This is a genomic window from Gammaproteobacteria bacterium (assembly GCA_034522055.1).
Taxonomy (GTDB): Bacteria; Pseudomonadota; Gammaproteobacteria; order JAABTG01; family JAABTG01; genus JAABTG01.
Window position 1 is genome coordinate 94468 of the sequence record JAXHLS010000002.1, and the last position, 24047, is coordinate 118514.

Annotated in this window: 19 protein-coding genes; 3 read left to right on the forward strand and 16 right to left on the reverse strand. The window is 61.4% G+C overall.

Going from position 1 to position 24047, the window contains the following annotated elements:
- Positions 1–297: 297 nt before the first annotated feature.
- The 8 genes from U5S82_00650 to U5S82_00685 form a co-directional block, all read right to left on the reverse strand.
- Positions 298–516: a hypothetical protein gene (locus tag U5S82_00650; GenBank protein MDZ7750183.1), complete on the reverse strand. Its 219-nt coding sequence runs from the start codon at positions 514–516 to the stop codon at positions 298–300.
- Between the two features lie 457 nt (positions 517–973).
- Positions 974–5545, reverse strand: a complete 4572-nt coding sequence (locus tag U5S82_00655; GenBank protein MDZ7750184.1) for a glycoside hydrolase family 99-like domain-containing protein — start codon at positions 5543–5545, stop codon at positions 974–976.
- A complete protein-coding gene (locus U5S82_00660) occupies positions 5542–6915 on the reverse strand; it encodes an ABC transporter ATP-binding protein (protein ID MDZ7750185.1) in 1374 nt (457 codons plus the stop codon). The genes U5S82_00655 and U5S82_00660 overlap by 4 nt, the downstream gene beginning before the upstream one ends.
- Entirely contained in the window at positions 6905–7726 is an 822-nt protein-coding gene (locus U5S82_00665; protein ID MDZ7750186.1) for an ABC transporter permease, read from the reverse strand. The genes U5S82_00660 and U5S82_00665 overlap by 11 nt, the downstream gene beginning before the upstream one ends.
- 165 nt (positions 7727–7891) lie before the next feature.
- On the reverse strand, positions 7892–8029 hold the full coding sequence (locus tag U5S82_00670; GenBank protein ID MDZ7750187.1) for a hypothetical protein: 138 nt from the start codon (positions 8027–8029) through the stop codon (positions 7892–7894).
- 62 nt (positions 8030–8091) lie between these two features.
- A complete protein-coding gene (locus U5S82_00675) occupies positions 8092–9453 on the reverse strand; it encodes an HlyD family type I secretion periplasmic adaptor subunit (GenBank protein ID MDZ7750188.1) in 1362 nt (453 codons plus the stop codon).
- Positions 9446–11230, reverse strand: a complete 1785-nt coding sequence (locus tag U5S82_00680) for a type I secretion system permease/ATPase (protein MDZ7750189.1) — start codon at positions 11228–11230, stop codon at positions 9446–9448. Before U5S82_00680 ends, U5S82_00675 begins: the two co-directional genes overlap by 8 nt.
- Positions 11231–11674: 444 nt before the next feature.
- On the reverse strand, positions 11675–13108 hold the full coding sequence (locus U5S82_00685) for a TolC family outer membrane protein (GenBank protein ID MDZ7750190.1): 1434 nt from the start codon (positions 13106–13108) through the stop codon (positions 11675–11677).
- A 228-nt stretch (positions 13109–13336) separates the two neighbouring features.
- On the opposite strand from U5S82_00685, the gene U5S82_00690 reads away from it, so the two are divergent.
- The gene (locus U5S82_00690) at positions 13337–14452 is read left to right on the forward strand and encodes a glycosyltransferase (GenBank protein MDZ7750191.1); all 1116 of its coding nucleotides are present in this window, start codon (positions 13337–13339) and stop codon (positions 14450–14452) included.
- A 390-nt stretch (positions 14453–14842) separates the two neighbouring features.
- Here U5S82_00690 and U5S82_00695 read toward each other — a convergent pair whose 3' ends face one another.
- The 7 genes from U5S82_00695 to vapB (U5S82_00725) form a co-directional block, all read right to left on the reverse strand.
- Entirely contained in the window at positions 14843–16015 is a 1173-nt protein-coding gene (locus U5S82_00695; protein ID MDZ7750192.1) for an IS4 family transposase, read from the reverse strand.
- Positions 16016–16200: 185 nt separating this feature from the next.
- Complete coding sequence (gene vapC, locus U5S82_00700) at positions 16201–16614, reverse strand: tRNA(fMet)-specific endonuclease VapC (GenBank protein MDZ7750193.1); 414 nt, start codon at positions 16612–16614, stop codon at positions 16201–16203.
- Positions 16607–16849, reverse strand: a complete 243-nt coding sequence (vapB, locus tag U5S82_00705; protein MDZ7750194.1) for a type II toxin-antitoxin system VapB family antitoxin — start codon at positions 16847–16849, stop codon at positions 16607–16609. Before vapB (U5S82_00705) ends, vapC (U5S82_00700) begins: the two co-directional genes overlap by 8 nt.
- 258 nt (positions 16850–17107) lie before the next feature.
- Positions 17108–17365: a group II intron maturase-specific domain-containing protein gene (locus tag U5S82_00710; protein ID MDZ7750195.1), complete on the reverse strand. Its 258-nt coding sequence runs from the start codon at positions 17363–17365 to the stop codon at positions 17108–17110.
- Positions 17341–18420 (reverse strand): group II intron reverse transcriptase/maturase, encoded by a 1080-nt coding sequence (ltrA, locus tag U5S82_00715; GenBank protein ID MDZ7750196.1) that lies wholly within the window; start codon positions 18418–18420, stop codon positions 17341–17343. Before ltrA (U5S82_00715) ends, U5S82_00710 begins: the two co-directional genes overlap by 25 nt.
- Positions 18421–19101: 681 nt before the next feature.
- Entirely contained in the window at positions 19102–19515 is a 414-nt protein-coding gene (gene vapC, locus U5S82_00720) for a tRNA(fMet)-specific endonuclease VapC (protein ID MDZ7750197.1), read from the reverse strand.
- A complete protein-coding gene (gene vapB / locus U5S82_00725) occupies positions 19508–19750 on the reverse strand; it encodes a type II toxin-antitoxin system VapB family antitoxin (GenBank protein ID MDZ7750198.1) in 243 nt (80 codons plus the stop codon). Before vapB (U5S82_00725) ends, vapC (U5S82_00720) begins: the two co-directional genes overlap by 8 nt.
- Positions 19751–20407: 657 nt before the next feature.
- Here vapB (U5S82_00725) and ltrA (U5S82_00730) point away from each other — a divergent pair.
- Positions 20408–21721 (forward strand): group II intron reverse transcriptase/maturase, encoded by a 1314-nt coding sequence (gene ltrA / locus U5S82_00730; protein MDZ7750199.1) that lies wholly within the window; start codon positions 20408–20410, stop codon positions 21719–21721.
- A gap of 121 nt (positions 21722–21842) precedes the next feature.
- On the opposite strand, the gene U5S82_00735 is transcribed toward ltrA (U5S82_00730), so the two are convergent.
- A complete protein-coding gene (locus U5S82_00735; GenBank protein MDZ7750200.1) occupies positions 21843–22244 on the reverse strand; it encodes a hypothetical protein in 402 nt (133 codons plus the stop codon).
- Positions 22245–22425: 181 nt separating this feature from the next.
- Here U5S82_00735 and U5S82_00740 point away from each other — a divergent pair, with 181 nt between their 5' ends.
- Positions 22426–23907, forward strand: coding sequence for an MBL fold metallo-hydrolase (locus U5S82_00740; GenBank protein MDZ7750201.1), 1482 nt, complete (start codon positions 22426–22428; stop codon positions 23905–23907).
- The last annotated feature ends 140 nt before the right edge of the window (positions 23908–24047 follow it).

Consider the following 24047-nt stretch of genomic DNA (forward strand, 5'->3'; position numbering starts at 1 on the left):
CCCCCCTCATCACGACGAACGTTCGAGGCCAAGCCTGTACAGTTTACTGACAGTTGCTGACAGAAATCGATAACGCCTGCGAGGATAAATCTGCAAGATTTAATCTGCAAGCTGTAAGTTAGCGCACCGGCAGTTTGGTCCAGTCGGTCGCTATATAAGCACAAACCAACCCAGTTCAAATACTACGGGCGAAGCCCGCACCGAAGCAGGCCGCCCCTCCCATTCAGCCTGTTGAGTCATTCTAAACAAGAAATCTTTGCAACACGATTCTGTCAAGAATTTAGCAGACGGCATTTGTTACTCCTGAGATTCCAAAAATTCAACTTCCCTTTTAAGGAGCGATGTCGCTTTTTCCGCACCGACGAGTTCAACCAGCATATTGAGATGGGCATTGGTGGCCCCCATGATGCTGTCGCTGAAGTCATACCCGGTATCTTCGGCTTTTTTCATCGCCTGCTGAAGGGCTGGAGTGAAAATTTGCTTTTCGATTGTGACGACTGTCGGCTTTACTGCCATGGATTTATTCCTTACCAAGATTATTATTCCCTCGACCCTAGGATGCCGCCGACCTATGTTCCGCCTCAGGCGCGAAGAATCAAAAAACTGCCTCCATTCTAGAGGTTTAACCGACCATGTCAACCCTAACATTAAGACAAATCAGACCCCGCCGGTCGACTTTTTTATCATATTTTTCAGTGGCTAAGCGCAGTTGACGCACCACCGGCCCCTGCGGGGGATTGCCTGGCTGCACAAACCTGCTCGACAATGTCGACAAGGGGCTTGAGTTGCTCTTGCCATTCCCAGACGTGGGCACCCTTTCGAGCGATCGGACGACAATGATAGCAAGCATTGCAGCGGCCTGCACTGGGTCATCTGTGACCGCGACCTCGAGCTCGCGGTGGGCCGGGATATCCGAAGGGACCCCACGCAAGCCGTCGAGGACAGGGACGGTGCCGGAGAGTCCCCGGGGGGGTCATTGCCGCGCGCCTTTCAGAGTGGCCTTGAGTTCGCGTACCCTTTTCTCGCAGCGGCGGTACTGGTCGCCACCAACGATGGCGCGCCGCTGCTCGACCTCTACGAATGCGAGGCTGTTATCGCCGCCAACGGCGTGAATATAGTCGCCGATGAAGAGGCTGTCAGCCAGTCCCTGCCAATCGGCGTTGTCGCGGGTAAAGAGCTGCAGCGTCAGATAGTAGTCCTCCAGATAACGCTGGTCATCGTCGAACCTCAGGTTGGAGAGATCGAGCCGGTGCAGATCGAGCAGAAAGCTGTGTAAGGGTGCGTGATTGGTGGCGAGATAGTCGTCGTAGGAGCGTCCATGAGTGAACTCCTGCCTGCGCTCGCCAAACAGGCCACTATCGAGGTGATAGTCGGTGGAATAGACACGCCCGAAAGCGACCGCCTTGCCGGTGCGATGGAGGCGTTCGAGCAGCGCGCCGTAGGCATGGGACATGAGCAGATCGTCATAGTCGAGAAAAGCGGCATAGCGGGTTTCGACGCTCTGGAGGATTTCGGTAAGCATACGCGCACGCAGATCGCCGCTGCCGGAGGGGGAGCGATATTGAAAGACCCGTGGCGTGCTCCCCGTGGGCCAGGGCACTTCAGCGAGCAGCTCTTCGAGTTCGGCGGTGCGGTCCGGGTCGAGATCCTGCGCGGCGATACGGGGCACGACGAGGCAATCCTGCATGGCAGCCAGGCTGTAAAGAGCGTTTTTCAATAAACGCAAATCGCCTTTTTGATGATAGCGAATGATGGTGCTGATACTGGGGCGATTTTCCGGCGGCCGGGTGCAGGGGTAGGTGACGAAAGTATGCGCATCCGCCCGCAGGCGGAAGTTTTTGCAGGCCGGGCCATTGCCTTGCAGCGGCAGCAGCAGCAGAGGAGCCTGATAGGCAGCGGATGAATTGACAGACCCATTGGCGGTGGCCTCAAGGAGGGGGAAATGACAGTCATAGGCGTTGGAGACAACCCCGACGCCCGGCACATGGCAGGCGGTGCGCACCATTTTTTCCATCACGTCCGGGGCCAGAAGAGCGATACGACGCACTTGCAGCAGGAAGTCAGCGTCTTCACCCACAGGGACGCACGAACGGCCATGACGCGCTGTGAGTTTCTGCGCAAACGAAGCGGGCTCAACCTGAACGCGGCAACGGCTGAACAGGGTGGAGCGGGCGAGCATCTGCAGAAAGCGCCTTTCGAGTTCCGGGTCGTCAGCGAGCGCGGCCTGGACTTCAGGGGTGATCGAGGTGCGCACACGCAGCCCTGCGGGGATCGGCGAATCCGGGTTGAGGTCGGCTTCATAGGGCTGGTCTGAAAGCGCGCGACCGACGGAATTGAGATAGGCGTAGCCGTAGCGGGAATCGGGTTCGAGATGCGCGCCTTCGGCCCATTCGTTCCAGGCGTTGACGAGGACTAAGCGGCGGTCCGGCGGGAGGTGCGCCTGAGCGTGAGCGATGCTGCTCTCCAGCCACTGCTGGAAAAGGCGGGGCGTGCTGCCGTGTACCATGAAGGCGTCGGCCCCGTAACGGGCGGTGTTGTCCCAGATGGCCACCAGCGAACGGAACCAGGTGAATTGCGGAGCCTGCGTCTGATTATGGTAAAACTCTGCGACCTGTTCGTAGGGGAGTACGCTGCCGCGCAGCGGTTCGTAGGGACGCAGCTCATGCCGGATATCGGCCACGGCGCCTGCGGTCCAGTCTTGCAGCACGCGCTCGACGCCGGCGTCCATGGCGAAATCGCGCGGGTCTTCGGCCCCGCGGGTGAGCACGGCGACGACATAGGGGCGCGGCAGCCCCTGCTCTGCGCATTCTTCGGTCCAGATCTCGAGGTACTCTCGGGCGTCGGGCATCGAAGCCGGCCGGTAGATGAACAAAACGGGGCGATCTTCGATGCGAATGTAGCGTGCATCCCTGAAGAAAGGAATGAGATATTGGACGAAAGCACGGGCGTCGGCCGGGGAGTAGTCCTGCTTGAGCAGGATGTCCTCCTCGTTGCCGTCCCAGCGCCGGGTCCAGTTTTCATTGGCCCAACAGAAACAGAAAGGCATCTCGATATCGGGGTGGTCGCGGAGCATTTGAGCAGGCTCCTCGAGAATGAGCTTGCCGGTGAACCAGTAATGATAGAAGACCTGCCCATCGATCCCGGCCTGGCGCATCGATTCGGCCTGTTTTCTCAGCACCCCGGGGTGGTCGAGGAGATAGTAGCCGAAGTCCGGGTGGGGAATGTGCTGCTGGTAGTGCCCTTCGAACAGCGGATTGGCGGCGCGCACCTTGGTCCATTCGGTAAATCCCTTGCCATGCCAGTGGTCGTTTTCGGGGGTGGGGTGAAACTGAGGCAGGTAATAGGAGAACACCTTGACGTCGCGGTGCCTGCGGCTCTGTGAAAAATCGAGCTGTTCTTCGTAATGGCGGTAATCGTGGATGGAATCTCCGCTGTGCAGGCGATAAAAGCGCCCGGGCCGCGCGGAGGGAAAAATCAACAGCAGCCGCTCGAGGGCATGGGCGAGTGTGCCGTCCGCCGGGATCGGCTCGCGAGGGAAGTCGTTCCACCGCAGGGGCAGGCGAAGCAACTCGGACATGCTTTCGCCGCGCGTCCAGAACATGGACCCTTCCGGAAACTCGACGACCGGAAAATCGGCAATATCGAGAGCCGTGTGCTTTTCGAGCAGTTCTTTCGCCAGCGGGTAGTTGCCCCCCCAGCCGGTGCGATCCTTAATAATGCGCGGCTGCCCCTCGGGATAGATAAGCTTGGCGTCGACCTGCAGCAGATTGAGAATCTGAGCCAACCGACCGCCGCTGCCGTGCGGCGGACCGATCAGCAGGTCGAGGAGATCTTTGCACCAGCCGGCGAGCTGGTCGCAGTGAGGGCTCTTTTTGGAGTGGAAATGGGCGATGACATCGTAGCGGGCGAGACGCTCGCCGAACTGAATGATGAAAGGCGCGATATCGCGCCCCCTGTTGGGCACAGACTCGACGATGATCCGCCGCACCCGCGGCAGGAATGACTTAAGCTCCGCAGTAAGAGCTTCCTCACCTGCCCAGCCCTGCGGCACGGAGATAAAGAGGTCGAAGGCGCAGGGCATGGCCACGAGGCGGGTGGCGAATTCATCGCGCATGTCGGGATAAAAAAGATGAAGATGGATGGCCACCGTCGGCTCCGCCACCAGTTGGGGCGGCTGCTGATCGCATTGGGGGTCGATATAGCGGGGCACCACCTGAAGAGTGAAGGCGGCTTCGACCGGGGGATTCGGCGGCACCGCCTGGGGTGCGGCTGGCAGGGAAAGGGGGTGGGGAACGCGCCCCCAGCGGGCACGCAAGCCGGCAAAACCTTCGCGGCGCCAGACCCGGAGAGCTTTGCGCGCGACCTTGGCGGGCCCTCCATGATCGCCCACGGTGGCATAAAAATCCTTGGATTTCTGCAGCCTTCGCAGGCCGTCGCGGGCCAGGGTTGAGAGCATTCGCAGCGGCGCGGTGATACGCCAGCTGGTACTGGACTGCAGCTCCTCTATCAACTGATATGCAGCCATCAGGTTGTTGTTCGTGGTCGCCAGGGTGCCGGTCGCCGCGGCAAGATCCCGCTCCAGTTCGGCGATGCGCTGCTCAAGAGTCGCAATTCGCGCCTCTCGCCTCGCGAGCGTTTCCTGGAGCTCTTCCCTCTTCTGGCCTAAGTTGGAAATATGCTCCTCACGCTCGGTCAATATCCGGCGGTGCTCAGCAATCCCCTCTTTAAGCTCTTCTACTTGTTTCTCCTGGTGGGAAATACGCTCCTCGCACTCGCTCAGCACACTGCGGTGGTCGGCAATTGCCTGCCGGAGTTCTTCAATATCGTGAAGGGCCTGCTCTCGCTCGAAAATCCGGGCTCCCAGCAGGGCGAAATATTGCCGAATCCCCTGCTGCTCGCCCGGGTTGGCCATCAGAGGCGCGAGGCAGTCCTGCGTCTCGTCACCGCCGATCTGCAGGACACCGAGGCCGTGCGAGTGGGTGAATTCGAAATGGCGCGGGAAGCGCTGCTTGAGTTCTTCCCAGAACTTCCAGACTCCGAATCCTTTTTCACGCACGTTGGTATCGTGAAAGATGACAACGGCGCCGGGCGCCAGCTTGGGCAGCCAGCTTTCAAAATCGTGCCTGACGGCGTCGTAGGTATGCAGACCGTCGATATGCAGCAAATCGATAGAGCCGTCGCTAAAGAAATCAACGGCTTCGTCAAACATCATGCGCAGCAGGCTTGAGAATTCCCAATAATACTGCTGGTTGTGGGCATCGACCTGCTGAAAGACGTCCTCTCCATAGGTCCCGGCGTGCTCGTCACCCTGCCAGGTATCGACGGCATAGCAGCGGGTTGGCAGACCCGCCTCGGCGACAGCCTGGCAGAAGGCGAAATAGGAATTGCCGGAGTGAGTCCCCAACTCCACGAAGATTGCGGGGACCACGCGGCGCGCCAGCCACGCGGCGAAAGGCAGATGTCCTGCCCAGGAGAGGGGTTTTTGGAGAGAGCGAGGATTAAACTCTGCGGCCGCCAGGAAGGTCCCTAGTGGTTGCGTCATCATATATCCTTCACGTCAAGCTTGATCTCTTTCATGGGGATGCCGATCAGCCCCGCGGCCACGCTGGTGGACTCGGATTTGAAAAACACGGCATCGTGTATCCAGTGGTGCTGCACATGGTCGTCCTGGTCCCCTTCGGCGACCGCGACGGTGATGGAATAGTTTCCGGTCTGAAGCCGCGGCATCTCAAAGGCGAAAGCAGCTTCCAGGTACCGTCCGGCTTCGCAGGCAACGGTATGGTCCATGTGGCTGAGCCAGGTATTATCGCCAAACAGGCACTGCCCCAGTCGGTCCTTGACATAAAAACCAATGATGGGTGATTGCAGTGGCTGGTGAGCCAATACCTGAACGCGAAGGATGACATCCTCCCCACCGACGATCCAGGAGAGGATCGCCCCATTGGCGTCGAAAAATTTCACCGAAGTGATCTGGGCGGCGCCCTTACCGAAAGAGGGAGCCTCCGGGTCGAAATCGAAGAGCTGCAGGTCGTTGCGCAGGTTGCTGGCGTTTATGAACGACGCGCGCTGGTCCTTGAACGGAATCCGCCCCTCTTCGTCGCGCTTGATTTTTTTTATGCGGGTGGTGGTGCTTTTCCCCTGCTGTGCCTCGTAAAAGGCCTCGAGGTAATTTTCGCACACTTCCTTGGGCGGCCCCTGCTGCAGGATGCGCCCTTTCTCCAGCCAGATGGCCTCGGTACACAGGTTGCGCACGGAGCCGGTGTCATGACTGACGAAGAGCACGGTTCCGGTCTTCATAAAGCGTCGCAGGTAGCGCATGCATTTCTGAGTAAAAAAGGCGTCGCCGACGGCGAGGGCTTCGTCGATGACAAGAATGTCTGCGTCGACATGGGCAATGACGGCAAATGCCAAGCGCACCATCATACCGCTGGAATACATCTTAACGGGCTGGTCGATGAAGGGCCCGATATCCGCGAATGCGACTATATCGGCAAAACGCTCATCAGTCTGCTGCCTGCTCAGGCCCAACACCGAAGCGTTGAGGTAAACATTCTCCCGTCCAGTGAATTCCGGGTTGAATCCAGATCCCAGCTCAAGCAGTGCGGCCACGCGACCTCGCGTCTGTATGCTGCCGGAGGAAGGCGCCAATGTGCCACAGATCATCTGCAGCAGTGTAGACTTGCCCGATCCGTTACGACCGATAATGCCGACCGTCTGCCCGCGCCGGACATCAAAAGAGACATCCTGCAGGGCCCAGAATTCATGATAGTAGCTCAGAAGTGCCTTCCGGCCGAGTGGGGACAATACCTGGTGGAAGCGCGGCAAAATGAACTGCTTCAAGCGATCGCCCGGGGTGTCGTAGATCTGATAGCACTTGCTGATATGTTCGACTCGAATAGCGGGATCAAAGGACATCCGCAAACCCCTTACGCGTTTTTTGAAACCAGAAATATCCAGCCCAGGCAATCATCATACTGACCAGCATATAAACGGCCATGCCAAACCAGTCTGGAACAATCCCCCATATCAGCACACCCCGCGTCTGTTCGATGATAAACGTCAGGGGGTTAAGGAACAGATAGGGACGCAGGGCCTCGGGCAAGGCTGTCGAGGGAAAAAAGATGGGGCTGAGAAAGAGCAATGCCGTCGTCAGGATGCCGACGGTCTGCCCCACATCCCGCAGAAAGACCCCGAGGGCGGCCAGAAACCACGCGAAGCCGAGCGCCTGGATAAGCAATGGAAGAAGTATAATAGGCAGGAAAAGAGCCGTAAGCGGCACGGCCTGATTGATAATGGCCTCAAAACACAGCAGCACCAGGACACTGACGAGTGTATGAAAGAGCGCAGATCCTACCGTGACAACCGGAAGGATTTCCAAAGGAAACATTACCTTCTTGACGTAATTGACATTGGTCAGGATGAGTGCCGGCGCGCGATTGATAACTTCGGAAAAGAAGTTGAAGATGATCAGCCCCGCGAACAGGATTATGGCGAATTCGGTCTTACCTTCCGAATGACCCAGCCCCCATTTGACCTGAAAGACTACGCTGAAAACAAACGTATAAATGAGCAACATGAACACCGGATGGAAAAAAGACCATAGCAGCCCCATGACGGAACCCCGGTAGCGGCTGACGACCTCGCGCTTGCTCATCTGCCAGATGAGCTGACGTCGGTGCCACAAGCTCAGGCAAAGGTGCCAAGGATGAACAGAATGATTTTGCATAGCCACAAGCCTTCTAATGGATTGATCCGGACGAACCAATTGCCGACTCAAACTGAATCAAGGTCTGCTACTTCTGGTAGCGTGATGCTTAAATTCAATGAAAGGCTGTAACAGTCACGTTCTTGTAAACGCGGGCGCCTGGCGCGGCCCGGTGCTGCGCAGCCGCTAGCGTAGCAGCTTGTCGTCAAGCAGCCACTCGAGCCCGGCGGATTCAGCCGCCGCCAGCAGAACCGCACGGTTGAGCGCCATGACACGCGCTGCCGGATGAACGTCCGGGTAGTGCCTGCGGAAGAGGTCGTGCACCGTAATCACCTTGCGCCCACGATGCCGCGACGCCGAAGACCGCAAGGCAGACGATGGCGCACTCATGGCTCTCGCATTGAGCGTGCCATCATGTCGCTAATCGGGCGCAACATGTAGGACAACATGGTGCGCTCGCCGGTCTGAATCATCGCCGTCACAGGCATCCCGGCCTGCAGGATCAATCCCTCGCGGCGCAGTGTCTCGAGCCCCTCCTCGCTGACACGAATACGCGCGAGGTAATAGCGGGTGCCGTCTTCTTCCTGGCGCAGTGTGTCGGCGGACACGGACTGGACCTCACCGGTGATGGCCTCGACCAGGGATGTGCCAAGCGCCGAGAAGCGTAGGCGCACATCCTGGCCACTGGTGACGTTGTCGATATCGGCGGGTGCGACGCGGGCGCGCACCAGCAGATCTTCGGCGCGTGGAACGATCCCCATCAAGGGTTCACCGGGTGAGATCACACCCCCGAGGGTGTGGACCTTCAACCCGACGATCTGACCGGCCACCGGGGCGCGGATGGTCGTTCGCTCGAGCCGCTGCTCAAGCGCCGGAAGCTGTGCCCGGGCCTCGAGCAAACGGCTGCGAACATCGCTGAGCTGCGTTGCGACCTCGCGATCGTACTCGTTCTGGGTGAGCGTCCGCGAAGCCTGCGAGGCCTGGATCTCCGAGCGCAGCCGCACGATCTCGGAGCGCTGTGCGGCGCGCTCGCCCTCGAGTTCAAGCTGCCGCCGTCGCGCTTCGCGGAGCTGCTGCTTGTCGGTGAGATCGTCCTCGTAGAGATCACTCCACTCTCTGACCTCTTCGCTGTACGAGGCAATTTGCTCTTCGACCGAGGCCATCACCTCGCGCAGACCGCTGATTTGCGCGCCGAGCTGCTCGATGCGCTGCGTATGCTGTCCGAGCTGGCTCGCGAGCGTGGCCCGCCGCGCCTCGAAGAGGATGCGCTGGGTGGTGCGGATCTGCTCGACGTCAATTCCGGGAACGGGGCCATCATGCAGCGTTGACGGGAATTCGATCGACTCGGCACCCTCGGCCTCGGCCTGCAGCCGGGCACTCACGGCCGTATTCGTGAGGAGTCGTGCGCGCGTGGTCTGAACCTCAGACGCCCGCTGTGTGCGATCGAGTTCGATGAGCACGTCGGACTCGCCCACCACATCGCCCTCGCCGACACGGATCGCGCGGACAATGCCGCCTTCCTGGTGCTGGACCGTCTTGGTGTTCGACGACACGGCGAGCTGGCCCTCGGCAATCACCGCTCCCGACAATGGCGCCGTCGCCGCCCAAATACCAAAGACACCGAACACGGCGATCACCACAATCAAGCCGATGAGCGCATAGCGGCGGTAGTCGCCGGACGGCATCGGCATGACACCCTTGCCGCCGGCGGCGTCTATTGTGCTTCCCGCGTCGATCTGGTCAAACATTCGCGCTGCCCGCGGGGTTGTTCGCCGTAAGCTGCGTCACGCGATTGTATTGCGCCACCGCCTGGCCGCTACCGGGCTGGAGCGCGGTGAAGCGCGCAAGCACCTCGTCCCGGCCGCCGAACGCGGCCATCTGGCCCTCACGCAACACGAGGATATTGTCGACCTGTTTCAGGATGGGCCGACGATGGGTGATCACCATGACCGATGCGCCTTCCTTGCGCAGGGCGTCGATGCACTGCACGAGCGCCTGATCGCCCTCTTCGTCGAGGTTGGAATTGGGCTCATCGAGCACGATCAGTTGCGGCTTTCCGTAGACCGCCCGTGCGAGCGCGACGCGCTGGCGCTGGCCTGCCGAGAGCACGCCGCCGCCGGAGCCAATGAGCGTATCGTAGCCATCGGGCAGGTGCCGAATAAGTTCATCCACACCAGCCCGGCGACCAGCGGCGATGACGGCGTCCGAGTCGACCGCACCGAAGCGCGCAATGTTTTCCGCCACCGTGCCGTCGAACAGCTCGATATCCTGGGGTAGGTACCCGATGTGCGGGCCGAGCTCGTCGCGATTGTACTGCTGGATCTCCGCACCATCAAGCCGCACCGAGCCGCCAAGAATGGGCCAGACCCCGAGCCCGGCACGCGCGAGGGTAGACTTACCGGAGGCACTCGGCCCAATGACCGCGACCACTTCGCCGGGATCGACACTGAACGAGACCCCCCGCAACGTCGGGGTACGCACACCAGGCGGTGCCGCCACGAGGCGGTCGAACTGCCATGCCCCGTGCGGGGGGGGCAGCGGCATATGCCGCTGCTGTTCCGGATAGTTGGCGAGCAGAGCCTCCAGGCGCTCATAGGCTGTTTTCGCGGCACCGATCTGGCGCCAGCTTCCGATGAGCTGGTCCACCGGCCGCAACCCCTGGCCCAGGAGGATCGCGCCGGCGACGATACCACCGGCAGACGTCTCGCCACGGATGGCCAGGATCGCCCCAACACCGTAGGCAAGCGCCTGTGCTCCGAGGCGGAACGTGCGGCTGAGATGAGAGAACGTCCCGGCGCGGTCGCTGGCAAAGGCCTGATGCTGGATAACCTGCTTCTGGCGCTGACCAAGGCGCTCGCGAATGGCGGGTGTCATGCCCATGGCGTGAACCACTTCGGCGTTGCGCATATTATCCGAGGCGAAGCGCCGCGCCTCGACATCCGCCTGGTTGGCCGCTGCCAGCGGGTTGCGCGTCACCAGCTCATTGATGACGGCAAGTATCGACAGCACCACCACGGCAACCACGCCGTAGATACCAAGCCAGAAGTGAAAGAGGAACATCACGCCGATGTAGATCGGAATCCATGGGGCATCGAAGAACGCGAGCAGTCCCTGTCCGGTGAGGAACTGCCGAAGCGTGGTCGCATCGGACATGGCCTGCGCGCTATCGCTACCGGGTCGAACGAGACTTTCCCGGAACATGGCGTCGAAGACGCGATCGCTGAGATCGCGATCGAGCCGCACCGACACGCGCGTGAGGATCCGGGAGCGGATCACCTGCAATACGCCGAGCACGACGAACATCACCACTATAATCAGCGTGATCATGCCGAGCGTCTCTAAACTGCGGCTGCTCATTACCCGGTCATAGACCTGGAGCATGTAGATCGCCGGCAGGAGCATGAGCAGGTTGATGAAGAAGCTGAACACGCCAACGCTGGAGAACGCACTACGGCACGCCCTGAGCGCCCGCTTGAGTTCGGACTCGTTCGCTGCCTTTGTGCCGGCGTTGTTCGCAGGCTTCATAAGAGGACCCCAAGAGCAGTTTGACCAATCCGGTGCGGAGCGGAGCGCTCGCTACACGTTGCGGAGCACAAGGCTGCTAACGCGCCGGAATCGAGGAGCCGGCCCCATGCACCGCGACATGCTTGCACGGCCAGAGCCGCGATGAGATGAATCGGCAGTGATCGCGTGGCGCAGGCGAGCGCGCTACCGTCGACCGCAACGGGCGCGAAAATTAAGCGGGCAGTATAGCGGGACGCCTCGCGCTGGTAAACCAGTCAACGCTTTAGTGCAAGGCAAGATTGCACCACTTTCCGTGTGGTTATTCGGCGCGCGGAGCCGCTCGCAGGCGAATGGAAGGGGCCAGGCGATGAAATCCAGTCACGGGGCGAGAAAATATTTTAAGTGCATGAAAATAATGATAAATGATCGGCTTATGCGGTTGTCATGCACATTAGTGCAGGAAAATCAGGGCGTGCGTGGTGCCACGGGCGCGGTCTCAGCAACAGGACCGAGCACGACGGTGTCCGTGAGATACGTTTGCTCCAGCGCTTCGAGCCGGGGCGGATCAAGCCGGCCCGTCAGCGAGTCGATCCGGACCTGAGCAATAAGACGATCATAGACGGCATTGGTGAGTTCGCGGCGGATCTCGAACACCCGCGCACGCGCCTCGAGGAATTGGACCTGGTCGCGCAGTCCGGAAGCGAGCGCTCGCTCGGTCGCCTCGGCGCGGGCCTCGGCGGTGTCAAGCGAACGCTGCAGCACCATGATGCTGCGCGTGGCAGTACGCAACTCGTTCGCGATGCGGCGGACTTCAACAAACGCCTGCCGACGCGCATCATCAAGCCGCGCCTGCGCGGCATTGGCGCGCGCCTGCGCTTCGTCGACGCTCGCCTTAACGCCGCCGCCGGCGTAAAGCGGAACCTCCAACTGCAAAAACACCCGCGTTTGCTTACCGCTGACGACCTGATCGGTGCGGTCGGTATCACTATGCCGTGCTTGCAGGGACACGGTGGGATAGTGGCCCGAGCGTTGCACCTCGATCGCGTCGCGCTGCACCGCGAGCCGTCCCGCGGCAACATCCACCGCGGGGCTTCGCTCCATAGCTTCCTGGACCCACTGGTTGAGCGTTTCCGCAGACGGTAGCTCACCGGCATCGACCCGTTCGACATCGGCGGCCTGCAGCACACGAACGGATGCGCCCACCAGCCGCTCGAGTTCGATCACGGCCGCCTCGAGCGCATTGCGCGCGCGCTGGACCTGCGCTTCGACCTCCTCCTTGCGCACTTGCGCATCGAGCAAATCGATCCGGCTCGACAATCCCCGCTTATGCCGCCCCTCAAGCTGGTGCACGCGAACGCCAAGCGCCTCGAGCTCTGACTGCGCGAGTGCGAGATTCCCGCGCTCCCGCAACACGGTGAAATAGGTCTCAGCCACGCGCAGCATCAGCTCCTGACGGGTCAATTCAAGCTGGGTACGCGCAAGTTCGGTCTCACTCTTCGCACGCTCGACGCCTTTCCATGCCCGCCGGTCGTACAGCGGCTGGGTGACGTTGAGTCCGTAGCTGGTGCTGGTCTGTTCCAGCTCTCGGGTTGTCTGTTCGAACGCGAGTGTCTGTGGGTTTAGCTGCTGCCCCGTGGTCTCGAATTTCGAGTAGCCGAGCGAGCCATCGACCGAGATGCGGGGGTAGAGTTCGGCCTGGGCCTGCTCTATGGCCCGCCCCGCAGCGTCAATGGCGTAGCGATTCGCACGGGTCGAGGGTGCCCCGGCATCCGCCCACTGGACAGCGGTGGAAAGCGACAGCGGGGCGGCCTCCTGAGCATGCCCCTCCGGCGAAATTCCCCCGAAGGCGCCTGCGGCCAGGACAGCCAAGACAACGTAAGCAACTTCCAAGCGTGTCATGTAGGCCGGTTCTCCAGATCTCTGTGCGGCAAATAGCCAGGCGCGGCCACATCGGCACGTGCCCCGGCTTTGGAATGCATGACGGCGTGGCACGCGACCACCGGGTTCAGATAATCTCCACCGTCGGCGAGGCCGACAGCATAACAACACGACCGCGACGCCGAAACGCCCAGCGCCCGTGCGGCGAATAAATGAGCATACACTCCACAACAGGCAGTGACAGCAACCATGCGGGTGCTCCATGTCTACAAGACGTACTTTCCCGAGACCCAGGGCGGTCTCGAGGAGGTTATCCGCCAAATTGCCCTCGAGACAACAGCTCGGGGTGTGACCAATCGCATTCTGACGCTTGCCGCCGATGGCGGGCCGACGACCATCGACCGCCCCGAGGCCCGCGTCGTACGCTGCCACCGGGACGCGGAGATCGCCTCAAACGGTCTCTCGATGCAGGCGCTGCCCCGGTTTCGCGGCCACGCCCAATGGGCCGATCTCATCCATTACCACCATCCCTGGCCCTTCGCTGACCTCCTCCACTGCCTCTTCCGCCCAAGCGCACCGGCGCTCGTGACCTACCATTCGGACATTGTGCGACAACGCCGCCTGTTCGCACTCTACCGCCCCCTCATGCACCGCTTTCTCGCGCGCGTCGATCGCGTGGTGGCGACCTCCGGGAACTATGCGGCATCGAGCCAAGTGCTGCAGCGCTATCATCAAAAGACCGAAATCATCCCCATCGGCGTCGATTCCGCCTCCCAACCCACCGCTACGTCCGCTGAAATCGCTGCGATGCGGGCTCGCGTCGGAAGCGGTTTTTTTCTGTTTATCGGCGTCCTGCGCAGCTACAAGGGGCTGGACACGCTGGTCGACGCCGCTACCGGGACGGACGTTCCCGTGGTCATCGCGGGCGATGGCCCCGAGCGCGATGCCTTGCAACGCCGAGCCAATGCGGCCGGGTCGGGTCGTGTGCATTTCCTGGGGCGGGTCAGCGACAGCGAGCGCTCGGCTCTTTTCGCTCTGGCCGGTGCGGTGGTACTGCCCTCGAATGCCCGCTCCGAGGCGTACGGTGTCGCGTTGGTCGAGGGTGCGATGAACGCGCGCGCTCTCATCTCCACGGAACTCGGCACCGGGACGACGTTCGTCAACCGCGACGGTGAGACCGGCCGCGTCGTTGCCCCGAACGACGTGCACGCGCTCCGCGCTGCGCTTGAGGAGTTCGCCAACCACCCTGAGCGCACCCGCGCCCTCGGTGTGGCCGCCCGTGAGCGTTACGAGCGCCTGCTCACCGCCGACCGTATGGGGAGCGCCTACATGGCGCTGTATGAGCGCCTTCTCGGGATCGCCTAGCCACCCTAGCCCTGCCCTGTCCCCAGATATCGCGCGGGGCGAATTGAACAACTGCGTTTACGATCCTGTTTTGCCAAGCTCATACCCCACACACATCATCACCAAGTTCTGATAGCCGTACCACATCAGCTCGTGGCCGGGGGGTGGATCGCGTAATAGGGGACGTACCCTTAGGCATCCCCTCATTTTTAACGTGAAAGTCGCGAAGCACGAACTCCCCCTCTCCCTCTGGGACAAATCCGTCGGGAACGGATTTGAACGCGCCTTGGCGCGGCCCGCAGGGCGAAGGGTAGGATGCCCGGAGTACAGGGATGGGGTGAGGGAACGAACATGGCGATACGCGCTCCTCTTTCATCATCTTGGGCGGCGCGTATCGCCATGAGAGTTAACTCAAATAATGCCGAAGGCATCGCGGAACACGCGGTGCTCGTGGAGGAGTTCGGTGAACTTCTCGAATAACGGGCGCAATCGCTCCTCAGGCCAATTCGGAATATGTTCGTAGAGCATCAGTCCCTGGCGAAACAGCGAGTGGGTCCGTCGCTTGACGGTGTTCGCCTTCAGCCAGCGATCGTAGCCCAACGCCTCTCCCGCGGCACCGAGCAGCGACAGCAAGGCGATGGCCAGTGCACTGACCAGCAACAACCGGTCGCGGCGCTCCGGGCGACTGATTCGGAGCGAGGGCATCCCCATGCCGAAGCGCAGATCCTTGATGTCGCGGAAGCTCGTCTCAATCCCCCAGCGCTTGGCGTAGTAGCCGATGAGCGTCTTGGCCTTCGCCTCGCGGTCACTGGCAGCCAGGCACCACGGCTCCTTCATGTCCTTGGCCTGCACACACACGACCGTGGCCACGGGCAGGGCTTGGGAGTCGGTTAGCGTCGCATCGCGCAACGTGCGCGCCCGGCCATGGGCACCCACCCACTTCGCTGCCTTGCGCCGCTCGCCCTTGGCGTTGGTGATGTAATACTGGCTGCGCAACCGCACCACATAGCCGAAACTCAACTCCTCGCTCAGCAGCTTCAACAGCTTGCAGTCCGCAAAGCCCCGATCGGCCACGATCGTCACCGACACCCCCGCCGGCAGCACCTCATAGAGCCGACACAGCAACGCATCCTCGTAATCCGTCTGCCGACCCTTGAGGGTGGCGGCCTCCACCGTCTGCCACAGCAACGGTGTGGCACGACCATGACGGGTCAGCATCGACAGCACCAGCGTCTCGTGCCCGTCATTGGCAAAGCTCGTCCAGTCCAGCGCCACCACCACCTTGGTACGTGCGCCGATAACATAGGGCACCCAGCACGCAAAGAACCTAGCGAGTTTGATGCCGCGGTTGCTCAGCAGCCGGTCCACCTGCATCACACCATGCTTGCTCAGCGTCCCCTGGGCATGCGCCAAACCCTGACCGATGGCGTGCACTGCCAGCGAAGCGCTGGTCAGCACCCCCCAGGCCGCGTTCGCCAGCGACAACACGCGCTTGGCGTGCAAGTCGCCGTCGAAAAGCCTATGAATGAACTCGATGATGTCATCCTGCCGAAGCGCCTGTGCTGCTTCATCGTCGGTCCTCATGATGATTGTGAGGATTCCAATAATGATCTTCAGATCAACAAGTTGCAAGTCATTGTTGAGATTAAAAATGAGGGGATCCCTGAGAATCAGACTTCCATTTCTTCTTTTATTCCCCAAGGGAACGAGAATATCGTTCTCGCGAATGCGGGGACCCGGAACGAAATAGCCTTCAAGAGACAGGTGAATTATGTAGCAGCCTGGCTGATCCAGTTTTGCAAGCGTAAACCTTCGACGCGTTCAAATTCTTTGAGATTGTTGGTCACCAATATCGTACCGATGCTGCGTGCATGACCGGCGATGTGCATGTCATTCACACCGATGGCGCGGCCTTGTTGCTCAAGGTGTGCTCGAATATTGCCATAATGGTAAGCGGCTTGCTCATCGTAGTTGAGCACGTCCAAACGACTGCAAAAATCTTCTACCGCGTGGGCATTTTTGGAGACATGCTGGCTTTTTTCGACGCCGTGTAGTAATTCAGCCATGGTGATAGACGATATTGCCATGTGGCCTGCGGCCATGTTGAATTTATCCAGGACGTCAATTGGGCGTCGTTTGATCACATAGATACAGATATTGGTATCCAGGAGATACTTAATCATCTAATGATTCTTTTGGCGTTTCTATCTGCTCAGCTCGCTCCGGCAAAAAATCCTCTGTTACGGTGTTTTCGGGTGATAAGAAAAAGCTATCCCAGCTCTGCTCAACGGGGCTGATGACGCGATCAGGCCCTACCGTACGAATCGTGACTTGCTTTACCGATGCAGAAAACCGTACGGGCACGGGCAAACGGATTGCTTGCGTTTTATTGTTTTCAAACACTTTTGTTTTGATCATAACCGCCTCCCATATACGCAATGTATATACTAATGGTTTGGCGCAGCGAAAACAATCATTAGGTGAATTCGCCTCAGGCACTAAAGTATCGCCCAGGGGGCTGGGCTCCTACCTATCGACCAGGGGGCTGGGCTCCTACACCTACACCGACATCGCTCATCGAACCCGCCTGATAGGGGTCGGGAAGGAGTGACCCTCCCCGCCCTCCGAACCGTGCATGCGGTTCTCCCGCACACGGCTCTCCAGTCGGTGGTTACCTCATCGGGATTGGCTCGCCAACGTCCGGGCTTCGGTCATGGTGAAAAGCCCAGCCGCAGCGAAGAACGCGTTCGGCCAGCGGAGATGGTCGGACTGACAATGACCCGCTCCCGGGCGCTTCTGCTGCTTGCGCAACAGCGCCCGTAATCGACGTCGGACAAAACCGTCCACGCGAGGAAAGGTCCACGGGTGCGCGTGCTGGAAATACACGAACCAGCCACGCAGCATCGGGTTCAGGTCGGCCACAATCCGCGCCAGCGAATCCCCACGACTGCGCCGGGTTTTGGCCCGGACCCGGTCGTAAAGGGCCTTGCGGCTCTTCTTGCGTACCCACCGCCGTCCCGCTTCAAACCGGTACCCGAGAAACTCAAAGCCTTCCCGGGCTGCCGGCAATCCCCCACACGGGTCTTCTCCGGGTGCAGTTGCAGACCATTGGCCTCCACCCAGTGCCGCAACTCCTGCAGCGCCTCCTGGGCTTCGTCCGGACTGGCACACAGGATCACGAGGTCGTCAGCATACCGAACCATCCGATAGCCGCGCTGGGTCATGTGTACATCCAGCCCGTGCAGGTACAGATTCGCGAGTAACGGACTGATCACCGCCCCTTGGGGCGAGCCCCGGGTCGGCGTCCAGCGCGCTATCTCCGCCGCCACGTCCTGGCGCAACCAGGCGCGCAGCAGGTCGAGGATCCGACCATCGCTGATCCGGTCCTCGACCCGGGCCATCAACGCTTCGTGCGGGATGGTGTCGAAGTACTGGGCCAGGTCGGCATCCACCACATGGGTGTAGCCCTCCCGAACCAGCCCATCCACTTCCCGCAGCGCATCCTTGCACCCGCGACCCGGGCGAAACCCGTAACTCATCGGCAAAAACTGGTGCTCGAAAATCGGCTCGAGCACCCGCTTCATCGCCGCCTGCACAATCCGGTCCTTCACCGTCGGAATGCCCAGGGGACGCGTCCCTGTCCCCTTCGGAATCTCCACCCGACGCACCGCATCCGGTCGGTACCGTCCAATTCCCAGCGCCTCTCCCAACTCCGCCAGATACCGCTCGGCATGGGCCTCAAAACGCTGCACACTCTGGCCATCCACCCCCGCTGAACCCCGGTTGGCCCGCACATCCTGCCACGCCCGTTCCAGGGTCTGGGGGCGATGCACCTTGTCGATCAGACTGAACCACTTCGTCCCTTGGACGCCGTTACCCAGCGCCGCCAACATGCGCTCCGTCCAGATCGTGCGGTCCACCCACGGCCATTCCACCGGGTTGGACGAGTCTGGCTTAGCCTCTTGCGAGACACTCTCGACCCTTTGCATACGCGCTCACCTCCTCCGGACTTCACCCATCCACCTTCCTGCCTCCCTTCCCTCGGCGCGATTTCTGTTCTTCGCGCTTTCCCGGCACCACCCACGGCTTTAGGCGGAGGACGCCCTCCAGCTCTTGGGTCCGCGTTTCCGCAGCACCTCGCCATGACCGCAGCAGAACCGTTCAGTACTACGAAGGCTCTGACTCCTGCCCACCGTCACCACGGCGGTCAGGTCTCCCCGCTTCTCTCGCATTTCCTTCCCAGCGTTCCGTCTCCAACCACGGAGGGGACCCGAATGTCGCTTTCCACGCCAATCCCAGCGCATCCGATGAGTTTCAGGCTTCACCTTCTCCTAGCGGGCTCGCCGTCCCGTACCGCCGAATCGAGTTCGTCATCCTACGGACCGCCAGTTCGCCTCCGGTTGCTCTCCACCCCGCCTCGCGACGACGCAGTTACCTTCGACTACGGGGCCTTGGCTTACCCCGACACGGACTCTCACCGTGCAGAAAATGCGCCTCCACGGACGCACGAGGAGCCGAGCCCTCTCGGCGATTAACCCTCGACCATCTCACCCCCACCGCCCAATCGGCCAGGGGGCTGGCCTCCTACACCTACATCCATCCCAAAACGAGAATATCGTTCTCGCGAATGCGGGGACCCGGAACGAAATGGCCTTCAAGAGACAGGTGAATTATGTAGCCGTCTGGCTGATCCAGTTTTGCAAGCGTAAGCCTTCGACGCGTTCAAATTCTTTGAGATTGTTGGTCACCAATATCGTACCGATGCTGCGTGCATGACCGGCGATGTGCATGTCATTCACACCGATGGCGCGGCCTTGTTGCTCAAGGTGTGCTCGAATATTGCCATAATGGTAAGCGGCTTGCTCATCGTAGTTGAGCACGTCCAAACGACTGCAAAAATCTTCTACCGCGTGGGCATTTTTGGAGACATGCTGGCTTTTTTCGACGCCGTGTAGTAATTCAGCCATGGTGATAGACGATATTGCCATGTGGCCTGCGGCCATGTTGAATTTATCCAGGACGTCAATTGGGCGTCGTTTGATCACATAGATACAGATATTGGTATCCAGGAGATACTTAATCATCTAATGATTCTTTTGGCGTTTCTATCTGCTCAGCTCGCTCCGGCAAAAAATCCTCTGTTACGGTGTTTTCGGGTGATAAGAAAAAGCTATCCCAGCTCTGCTCAACGGGGCTGATGACGCGATCAGGCCCTACCGTACGAATCGTGACTTGCTTTACCGATGCAGAAAACCGTACGGGCACGGGCAAACGGATTGCTTGCGTTTTATTGTTTTCAAACACTTTTGTTTTGATCATAACCGCCTCCCATATACGCAATGTATATACTAATGGTTTGGCGCAGCGAAAACAATCATTAGGTGAATTCGCCTCAGGCACTAAAGTATCGCCCAGGGGGCTGGGCTCCTACCTATCGACCAGGGGGCTGGGCTCCTAGTGCGTCCGTGGAGGCGCATTTTCTGCACGGTGAGAGTCCGTGTCGGGGTAAGCCAAGGCCCCGTAGTCGAAGGTAACTGCGTCGTCGCGAGGCGGGGTGGAGAGCAACCGGAGGCGAACTGGCGGTCCGTAGGATGACGAACTCGATTCGGCGGTACGGGACGGCGAGCCCGCTAGGAGAAGGTGAAGCCTGAAAATCATCGGATGCGCTGGGATTGGCGTGGAAAGCGACATTCGGGTCCCCTCCGTGGTTGGAGACGGAACGCTGGGAAGGAAATGCGAGAGAAGCGGGGAGACCTGACCGCCGTGGTGACGGTGGGCAGGAGTCAGAGCCTTCGTAGTACTGAACGGTTCTGCTGCGGTCATGGCGAGGTGCTGCGGAAACGCGGACCCAAGAGCTGGAGGGCGTCCTCCGCCTAAAACCGTGGGTGGTGCCGGGAAAGCGCGAAGAACAGAAATCGCGCCGAGGGAAGGGAGGCAGGAAGGTGGATGGGTGAAGTCTGGAGGAGGTGAGCGCGTATGCAAAGGGTCGAGAGTGTCTCGCAAGAGGCTAAGCCAGACTCGTCCAACCCGGTGGAATGGCCGTGGGTGGACCGCACGATCTGGACGGAGCGCATGTTGGCGGCGCTGGGTAACGGCGTCCAAGGGACGAAGTGGTTCAGTCTGATCGACAAGGTGCATCGCCCCCAGACCCTGGAACGGGCGTGGCAGGATGTGCGGGCCAACCGGGGTGCAGCGGGGGTGGATGGCCAGAGTGTGCAGCGTTTTGAGGCCCATGCCGAGCGGTATCTGGCGGAGCTGGGAGAGGCGCTGGGAATTGGACGGTACCGACCGGATGCGGTGCGTCGGGTGGAGATTCCGAAGGGGACAGGGACGCGTCCCCTGGGCATTCCGACGGTGAAGGACCGGATTGTGCAGGCGGCGATGAAGCGGGTGCTCGAGCCGATTTTCGAGCACCAGTTTTTGCCGATGAGTTACGGGTTTCGCCCGGGTCGCGGGTGCAAGGATGCGCTGCGGGAAGTGGATGGGCTGGTTCGGGAGGGCTACACCCATGTGGTGGATGCCGACCTGGCCCAGTACTTCGACACCATCCCGCACGAAGCGTTGATGGCCCGGGTCGAGGACCGGATCAGCGATGGTCGGATCCTCGACCTGCTGCGCGCCTGGTTGCGCCAGGACGTGGCGGCGGAGATAGCGCGCTGGACGCCGACCCGGGGCTCGCCCCAAGGGGCGGTGATCAGTCCGTTACTCGCGAATCTGTACCTGCACGGGCTGGATGTACACATGACCCAGCGCGGCTATCGGATGGTTCGGTATGCTGACGACCTCGTGATCCTGTGTGCCAGTCCGGACGAAGCCCAGGAGGCGCTGCAGGAGTTGCGGCACTGGGTGGAGGCCAATGGTCTGCAACTGCACCCGGAGAAGACCCGTGTGGGGGATTGCCGGCAGCCCGGGGAAGGCTTTGAGTTTCTCGGGTACCGGTTTGAAGCGGGACGGCGGTGGGTACGCAAGAAGAGCCGCAAGGCCCTTTACGACCGGGTCCGGGCCAAAACCCGGCGCAGTCGTGGGGATTCGCTGGCGCGGATTGTGGCCGACCTGAACCCGATGCTGCGTGGCTGGTTCGTGTATTTCCAGCACGCGCACCCGTGGACCTTTCCTCGCGTGGACGGTTTTGTCCGACGTCGATTACGGGCGCTGTTGCGCAAGCAGCAGAAGCGCCCGGGAGCGGGTCATCGTCAGTCCGACCATCTCCGCTGGCCGAACGCGTTCTTCGCTGCGGCTGGGCTTTTCACCATGACCGAAGCCCGGACGTTGGCGAGCCAATCCCGATGAGGTAACCACCGACTGGAGAGCCGTGTGCGGGAGAACCGCATGCACGGTTCGGAGGGCGGGGAGGGTCACTCCTTCCCGACCCCTATCCATCGGCCAGGGGGCTGGCCTCCTACGTAGGCGCTCATCGCCCGGCGATGGCGAACAGGGCGGCGATGAGGACCACGGTCTGGCCGGCCAGCAGGCTCACCACCCAGCGCACGATGGAGGCCCTGGACTCGGCTATGCCGGTGCGCACTTGCTCGATCTCCAGGCGCAGCCGGCCTTCCACCCCGGCGATCTCCTTTCGCACCTGCTCAATCTCCACCCGCAGCCGGCCCTCCGCCTCGACGATCTCCTTGCGGGTGATCTCTATCTCTTTCTGCAGGCGGAGTTCTGTCTCGCTGAGCGCGGTGCGGGTGGCCAAGTCCTTGACCTCCGGATAGCGCTCCTCCATGCGCTCGAAGGCCTCGGCGATGATCCGCGCCCGGGTCTTGTCGTCCGGGGCCGAGGTGAGGGCTTCGTAGAGCTGAATAGGCGAGGTCATGGAATGAACGATAGCAACACCCTCGACGGGCGGCAACGGAGTCTTAATGTCCCGCATGACCCTTGGTGCCTGAATATAGAGTCGAATCTCGCCACGGCTCCCCTGGTTGGTGCATTTTTGAGGGACGCGAAGGACGCTCCGGCCATCGGGCCCGTGGCCCATGACAAGGGAATGAACGCGCATGGCGACACACGCCGCTTCCGGAACGCCCGAGGCCCCGCCTGGTTTCACCATCCATCATCATGGCGCCGTAACCGGCGTGACGGGATCCTGCCACGAGTTGCGACTGGCCGATGGGCGGTCGCTGCTGGTGGACTGCGGGCTGTTCCAGGGTGCCGAGCACTCCGCCGCGGGGGCCTCCATGGAGCGGATGAAGATCGAGTTCCCGGTGGACGGCCTGGTGGGCCTGGTGGTGACCCACGTCCACATCGACCATGTGGGGCGTATTCCCTATCTGCTGGCGGCGGGGTTTCGCGGCCCCATCTACTGCACCGAGGCCTCGGCCGTGCTGCTGCCCCTGGTGCTCGAAGATGCCCTCAAGGTGGGCTTCACCCGCGACAGGTCGTTGATCGAGCGCTTTCTCCACCGTATCCAGGGCCAGATGGTCGCCCTGCCCTACAAGCAGTGGCGAGCGGTGGGGGATGGCCTCGACATCAAGTTGCATCCCGCCGGCCATATCCTCGGCTCGGCCTATGTGGAGGTGCGGATTCAGGCCGGTAAGAAAGGGGCGCGGCCGGACCGGCGGGTGGTGTTCTCCGGAGACCTGGGGGCCCCTCATACGCCCCTATTGCCGGCGCCGCGTTCGCCCTGGCGCGCCGATGTGCTGGTGTTGGAGAGCACCTACGGCGACCGCGTGCACGAGCGGCGCGGTGAGCGGCAACGGCGCTTGCGGGGGGTGGTGGAGCACGCCCTGGGCAACGGCGGCACGGTGTTGGTGCCGGCGTTTTCCATCGGTCGCACCCAGGAGCTGCTCTATGATCTGGAGGGTCTGATCCACCGCGACGGCCGGCGCCCCGCCGGGGCTGGTGTGGCGTGGGACGAGTTGGAGATCATCGTCGACTCGCCCCTGGCCGCGAGGATGACGGCCGGTTACCGCCGCCTTCGCCACCTGTGGGACGCGGAGGCCCTGCGCCGCGTCCGCGCCGGGCGCCACCCCCTCGCCTTCGAGCAACTCCACACCGTCCAGAGCCATGGCCAACATCTGCGCATGGTCGCCCGTCTCACCGCCACGGGCCACCCGGCGGTGGTAATCGCCGCCAGCGGCATGTGTGCCGGCGGCCGGGTGGTCAATTACCTGAAGGCGCTACTGGGGGATCCGCGCCACGACGTGCTGTTCGTGGGCTACCAGGCCGCGGGCACGCCGGGTCGGGTGATCCAGAGATACGGCCCTTCCGGCGGCCACGTGGAGCTGGATGGCCGGCGTTTCGATATCCGGGCCGGGGTGCATACCCTCGGAGGCTATTCCGCCCATGCCGATCAGGCCAGTCTGCTGCGCTTCGTCCGGGGCATGCGCCATCCGCCACGGCAGATCCGGCTGGTGCATGGGGATGAGGGGGCCAAGCGCGAGTTGCAACGGCGGCTGAGGCACGAGGTGCCCGAGGCAGATGTGATGGTGGCCGGTGCGGCGGACAGCCCCGATGGCTGGACGGATGGGCGCGGATAGGGGGGCATCGGCCAGGGCGCGCTGGGCGTCGGGTTCGCCATGGACCAGGCGAACGTGGGCCAGCCAGCGCTTCATGCGGCGGACAAAGGCCAGCAGGGCCTGGCACAGCCCACATGCCGAAACCCACTCGGATCGTCGAA

Excerpts from the sequence above, each read along its gene's own strand:
- vapB (MDZ7750194.1), bottom strand. The coding sequence starts at position 16,849 with ATGATCAAAACAAAAGTGTTTGAAAACAATAAAACGCAAGCAATCCGT.
- U5S82_00740 (MDZ7750201.1), top strand. The coding sequence starts at position 22,426 with ATGGCGACACACGCCGCTTCCGGAACGCCCGAGGCCCCGCCTGGTTTC.
- ltrA (MDZ7750196.1), bottom strand. The coding sequence starts at position 18,420 with ATGCAAAGGGTCGAGAGTGTCTCGCAAGAGGCTAAGCCAGACTCGTCC.
- U5S82_00660 (MDZ7750185.1), bottom strand. The coding sequence starts at position 6,915 with ATGTCCTTTGATCCCGCTATTCGAGTCGAACATATCAGCAAGTGCTAT.
- ltrA (MDZ7750199.1), top strand. The coding sequence starts at position 20,408 with ATGCAAAGGGTCGAGAGTGTCTCGCAAGAGGCTAAGCCAGACTCGTCC.
- vapC (MDZ7750193.1), bottom strand. The coding sequence starts at position 16,614 with ATGATTAAGTATCTCCTGGATACCAATATCTGTATCTATGTGATCAAA.
- U5S82_00665 (MDZ7750186.1), bottom strand. The coding sequence starts at position 7,726 with ATGCAAAATCATTCTGTTCATCCTTGGCACCTTTGCCTGAGCTTGTGG.
- U5S82_00685 (MDZ7750190.1), bottom strand. The coding sequence starts at position 13,108 with ATGACACGCTTGGAAGTTGCTTACGTTGTCTTGGCTGTCCTGGCCGCA.
- U5S82_00675 (MDZ7750188.1), bottom strand. The coding sequence starts at position 9,453 with ATGTTTGACCAGATCGACGCGGGAAGCACAATAGACGCCGCCGGCGGC.
- U5S82_00650 (MDZ7750183.1), bottom strand. The coding sequence starts at position 516 with ATGGCAGTAAAGCCGACAGTCGTCACAATCGAAAAGCAAATTTTCACT.
- U5S82_00655 (MDZ7750184.1), bottom strand. The coding sequence starts at position 5,545 with ATGATGACGCAACCACTAGGGACCTTCCTGGCGGCCGCAGAGTTTAAT.
- U5S82_00695 (MDZ7750192.1), bottom strand. The coding sequence starts at position 16,015 with ATGAGGACCGACGATGAAGCAGCACAGGCGCTTCGGCAGGATGACATC.
- U5S82_00735 (MDZ7750200.1), bottom strand. The coding sequence starts at position 22,244 with ATGACCTCGCCTATTCAGCTCTACGAAGCCCTCACCTCGGCCCCGGAC.
- U5S82_00690 (MDZ7750191.1), top strand. The coding sequence starts at position 13,337 with ATGCGGGTGCTCCATGTCTACAAGACGTACTTTCCCGAGACCCAGGGC.
- U5S82_00680 (MDZ7750189.1), bottom strand. The coding sequence starts at position 11,230 with ATGAAGCCTGCGAACAACGCCGGCACAAAGGCAGCGAACGAGTCCGAA.
- vapB (MDZ7750198.1), bottom strand. The coding sequence starts at position 19,750 with ATGATCAAAACAAAAGTGTTTGAAAACAATAAAACGCAAGCAATCCGT.
- vapC (MDZ7750197.1), bottom strand. The coding sequence starts at position 19,515 with ATGATTAAGTATCTCCTGGATACCAATATCTGTATCTATGTGATCAAA.